Origin of the sequence: Pilimelia columellifera subsp. columellifera, assembly GCF_039532605.1 — a bacterium.
GTDB classification, from domain to species: Bacteria; Actinomycetota; Actinomycetes; order Mycobacteriales; family Micromonosporaceae; genus Pilimelia; species Pilimelia columellifera.
In genome coordinates this window covers 1-3355 of the sequence record NZ_BAAARY010000056.1, presented here as the reverse complement: position 1 = coordinate 3355, position 3355 = coordinate 1, and the positions used below count along the sequence as shown (strand labels likewise).

The 3355-nt window shown below is 65.0% G+C and carries 2 protein-coding genes; both read left to right on the top strand.

Features of this window, described 5'->3' with window-relative positions; translation table 11 throughout:
• Nucleotides 1-132 precede the first annotated feature (132 nt).
• The gene (locus ABD287_RS18220; RefSeq protein WP_344174742.1) at nt 133-1275 is read left to right on the top strand and encodes an IS701 family transposase; all 1143 of its coding nucleotides are present in this window, start codon (nt 133-135) and stop codon (nt 1273-1275) included.
• A gap of 549 nt (nt 1276-1824) precedes the next feature.
• Nucleotides 1825-2796, top strand: a complete 972-nt coding sequence (locus ABD287_RS18215) for a tyrosine-type recombinase/integrase (protein WP_344174741.1) — start codon at nt 1825-1827, stop codon at nt 2794-2796.
• The last annotated feature ends 559 nt before the right edge of the window (nt 2797-3355 follow it).

The following is a 3355-nucleotide window of genomic DNA, read 5'->3' as shown; positions in this document are numbered from 1 at the left end:
ATGGGGCTTCAACACCATGCTGATGTGCTCTCCTCAGGGCCGTCCAGGAAGACTATCTCCTGGTAGACGAGCTGTCTCACACCAGCGTGACAGGGAGGGCTTGCTGGCTGGTCGGACGATCTTGACGGATTGATGGTGCGTCTGGGACACCGGTTCGTGCGGGTGGAGCCACGCCGGCGCGCCCGCGCCTACGTGCGTGGCTTGCTGTCGCCGCTGGCGGACAAGAACGGCTGGACGCTTGCCGAGGCCGCCGGCGATGTGAGCCCGGATGGCATGCAGACGCTGTTGAACAAAGCCGGCTGGGACACCGACGGTGTGCGTGATGACGTGCGCGCCTACGTGGCTGACAATCTCGGCCACCCAGGTGCGGTGTTGGTCGTCGACGAGACCGGGTTCCTGAAGAAGGGCGACAAGTCTGCTGGCGTGCAGCGGCAGTACTCAGGCACGGCGGGCAGGATCGAGAACTGTCAGCTCGGGGTGTTCCTGGCCTACGCCAGCATCCACGGCCGAACCCTGATCGACCGGGAGCTCTACCTGCCGGCCAGGTGGTGCACCGATGACCAGCGGCGAGCTGAGGCGGGCATCGACCCTGCGGTGACGTTTGCGACGAAGCCGCAGCTGGCCCTGCGAATGATCTTCCGGGCGTTGGATGCCGGTATGCCCGCCGGTTGGGTCACCGCCGACGAGGCATACGGATCGGATTCCAAGTTCCGCACCGCCCTGCAGGAACGCCAAGTCAGCTACGTCGTCGCGGTCGCCTGCCGGCAGAAGATCCCTACCGACAGCGGCAGCAGCCGCGCCGATGTCCTGGCCAAGCAGGCGCCGCAGTTGGCGTGGAAACGCCGCAGCTGCGGCCCCGGATCCAAAGGTGAACGTCTCTACGACTGGGCCACCGCGACCCTGCCCGACACCGGAACCGCCGAGCACGGGCACACCCGGTGGCTGCTGGTGCGCCGCTCCATCACCAACCCCACCGACCTGGCCTACTACCTGTGCTACGGCCCCACCGATACGACCGACGAGCAGCTCATCACCGTCGCCGGTAGCCGCTGGGCCATCGAGGAATGCTTCCAGACCGCCAAGGGACAGATCGGGCTCGACCACTACCAGGTCCGCCGCTACAACGCTTGGCACCGGCACATCACCCTGGCCATCGCCGCCCACGCCTTCCTCGCCGTCACCGCCGCTGCGGTGGGAAAAGACGACCCGCCCCAGAAGCTGACGGGCTCATCCCCATCACCCTGCCCGAGGCCCGCCGTCTCCTGGCACACATGATCAACGCCACCGCCAGCCGCGACCTCATCGATCAATGGTCACGATGGCGACACCGCCACCAACACCGCGCCAAAACCAGCCACTACCAGCGAAGACGCAACCCCACAGAAGTACGGCTGTCGTATTAGGGAAGTCTCGGTTGCGAAGCCAGCAGGTCGACCGAGGAGGCGAGCGAACCGCACACGCGTTTCTGGCTCGAGCTGCTCATCATCGGGGAGGGCTGCGGGATGCTCGTGGCTACCGTCGCCGAACTCCGCCCACCGTAAGATCATTGCGATCCGGGCGTTGAAGTACCCGTAGGGGTCGGACGACAGGAACGTGTCATCAAGCTCCCGACGTTGCTCGGACGTCAGCTGCGGTCCAGAGGGTAACGGGTACATCTACCAAGCGTAGACGGTGTAACCGGTCGGCTACACGCCGCACCGGTCGAGGGTCGAGGGTCGAGGGTGTCGTGCGCTGTCGATGCGGGGCACGATGACGCATCGGGTGCGCTCACATGCCGCGAGTGGAGCTGTGGCATGGACTAGCTCCTGCGAGGGAACGTGGATCATGACTACTTCACTGGCCCCAGCATCCTCGTCCGCCTCCATCGACTCTGCCGTGCTGCGTGCCGCGATTGCCGCCTACCTTGGTCGCTACCGCGGGACCTCCCGGGCTCATACCGAGTCGGATCTCGGAATGTTCCTCTCCTGGTGCGCCAACCATGACCTTGCGCCGCTGTCCGTGTCCCGCGCGGACGTAGAGCGCTACGTGCGGTGGCTGCAGGAGGTCCGCTGCCACCAGCCCTCGACGGTCTCCCGCCGGCTGTCGGTCGTCGTGGGGTTCTACCGCGTCTGTGTCATCGACGCCATCATCGACCACTCACCAGCCGACTACGTACGTCGTCCACCGGTCCCACCGGAGTCACCGACCCTCGGGCTGAGCCACCTACAGTTCGAGGCCATGATCACCACGGCCCGGCAGTCGGCCAACCCCAACGACTTCGCCCTCGTGGCCATGCTCGGGCTGCTTGGGCTGCGGATCTTCGAAGCCTGCGGCGCCAATATCAGTGACCTCGGTGAAGAGCACGGCCATCGCGTCCTGCGCGTCCACGGCAAAGGCGACAAGATCGTCCTCGTGCCGCTCCCACCCGCGGTAGCCCGCGCTCTCGACCGCGCCATCGGTTCCCGCGAGACAGGCCCGGTCCTACGGAACACCCACGGACGGCGGCTGGATCGACACGCGGCCACCCGCCGGCTCAACCACCTGGCCGACGAGGCCGGTATCCGGATGCCGAGGATGCACCCGCACATGCTGCGCCACACCTTCGTCACCACCATGCTCGACGCCGGCGTCAGCCTCCGCGACGTCCAGATCGCCGCGCGCCACGCCGACCCCCGCACCACCATGCGCTACGACCGCGCCGCAAGAACCTCGACCGTCACCCCAACTACATCCTCGCCGCCTACATGGCCTCCGGCACGTAGTCATGCAACGCCACTGCCGACGAGAGTGCGCCGCCACCAGGATCGAGCTGCCTGACTATCTCCGATCACATCCAATTTGGCGCTGGTAGGTGTCAGTCTTGGCCAATGATCGCAGACGCAATCAGCGAGAAACAGCGACGTGCTGCACGTCATGCGGCTAGGCTCGGGCGGTACCAGCTTCTACTCGGGGCCGGCGCTAGTGTGGGAGCCCAAAACGCGTTGGGAAACTTGCCGCTGGCGACCGACTTGGTCGGAATTCTAGCGAACCGCTATCCGGCTGCTCCTATTGATACTGGTGATTCCTTGCCTCGCGCCTATCAACGTGCGGTCATAGCTAGTGCGCCAGACAATGTGTGGCACACCCTCCGCGAAGTCTTCGGAAATGCGACGCACGAGGTGTGGTTCTCAGAACTAGCTAGCCTACCATGGCGTCGAGTATGGACGCTGAACCTGGATGACACGTTCGAAAATGCATACAGGGCCGCAAATGGTAGTGATGCGCAAAAAATCCGGTTCCTAAGACCGTGTGTCAGTTGGGGTTGTTGCTGGTCAACAGGTCGAGGCGGACGGCGCGGCGGTAGCAGATGACAGCGCATGCAGCAGCAACGAATGCG

Excerpts from the sequence above, each read along its gene's own strand:
- ABD287_RS18220 (WP_344174742.1), top strand. The coding sequence starts at position 133 with ATGGTGCGTCTGGGACACCGGTTCGTGCGGGTGGAGCCACGCCGGCGC.
- ABD287_RS18215 (WP_344174741.1), top strand. The coding sequence starts at position 1,825 with ATGACTACTTCACTGGCCCCAGCATCCTCGTCCGCCTCCATCGACTCT.